Consider the following 1,005-nt stretch of genomic DNA (forward strand, 5'->3'; position numbering starts at 1 on the left):
CGGTCCTGAACTTCTACCGCACGGCGCTGAGACTCCGGCGCGAGCTGGGCCTCGCGGAGGCCGCGATGCGCGTGGACGACAGCCCCGAGGGCACGATCCTCGCCCGCCTCGCCACGGGCGGCGGCCCCCTCACCCTCGCCGCGAACATGACGCCGGAGCCCTGGACCCTGCCCGACGCCGCGGCCGAGCCGATCCTGCACAGCGTCGCCCCCGAGGAGCGCCGCCGCCTGCCGCCGCGCAGCGCCGCGTGGCTCCGCTGAGGGCGCCATGCAGGAAATCCTCGACGACATCTTCGTCCTGACCTCGATGCCCTGGCAGGTGGTGCTGGCGCGGCTCGCGGGGGCGCTGGTGCTCTGCGGCCTCATCGGCTTCGAGCGCGAGACGCGCAACCGGCCGGCGGGCCTGCGCACGCACATGCTCGTCGGCCTCGCCTCCGCGCTCTACTGCCTCATCATGCTGGAGCTGCTCGCGGCGGCAGACATCTTCACCGACCGCATCGCCGCCGACCCCCTCCGCCTCATCGAGGCGGTGACGAGCGGCGTGGCCTTCCTCGCCGCGGGCATGATCGTCTTCAGCCAGGGCAAGGTGCGCGGCCTCACCACGGGCGCGGGCCTCTGGCTCGCGGCGGCGGTGGGGCTCAGCGCGGGCTTCGGCTTCTGGCTGATGGCGGTGGCGACGACGATCCTGTCGCTCGTCGTGATCCGCCTCGTGAAGGTGGCCGAGCGCAAGACGATGCACCGCGACGACCGCGAGAGGGGCCTCGAACCCGGCGACGGCGCCGAGGAGTGACCGGGCGGAGGAATGACTGGAACCGCGCAGTCGACCCCGCGTTGGCCCCTGACAGCCACCGGGTCCGTTCGATGCCACACACCTTCTCGCGCCGCGCCGTCCTCATGCAGATCGGGGCGGGCGGCCTCGCCGCCGCCACCGGCCTGACGGGCGCGACCCGCCACGCCTTCGCACAGGCCGACGCGCGGCCCTGGGCCGCCCTCACCGACGCGCAGG

The 1,005-nt window shown here is 74.2% G+C and carries 2 protein-coding genes; both read left to right on the top strand.

All coding sequences use genetic code 11. The features are described 5' to 3' along the window. The coding region (locus tag ACTS11_RS14855; RefSeq protein WP_442641082.1) for a DUF3459 domain-containing protein at positions 1–260 on the top strand (260 nt) is incomplete at its 5' end. Positions 261–267: 7 nt separating this feature from the next. Continuing rightward, positions 268–789 (top strand): MgtC/SapB family protein, encoded by a 522-nt coding sequence (locus tag ACTS11_RS14860; RefSeq protein ID WP_442641083.1) that lies wholly within the window; start codon positions 268–270, stop codon positions 787–789. Positions 790–1,005: the final 216 nt, after the last annotated feature.

The organism is Roseicyclus sp. (genome assembly GCF_052168335.1).
Taxonomy (GTDB): Bacteria; Pseudomonadota; Alphaproteobacteria; order Rhodobacterales; family Rhodobacteraceae; genus Roseibacterium.

What these genes read in the sequence shown, in the direction of transcription:
- ACTS11_RS14860 (WP_442641083.1), top strand. Translation starts at nt 268, where the DNA reads ATGCAGGAAATCCTCGACGACATCTTCGTCCTGACCTCGATGCCCTGG.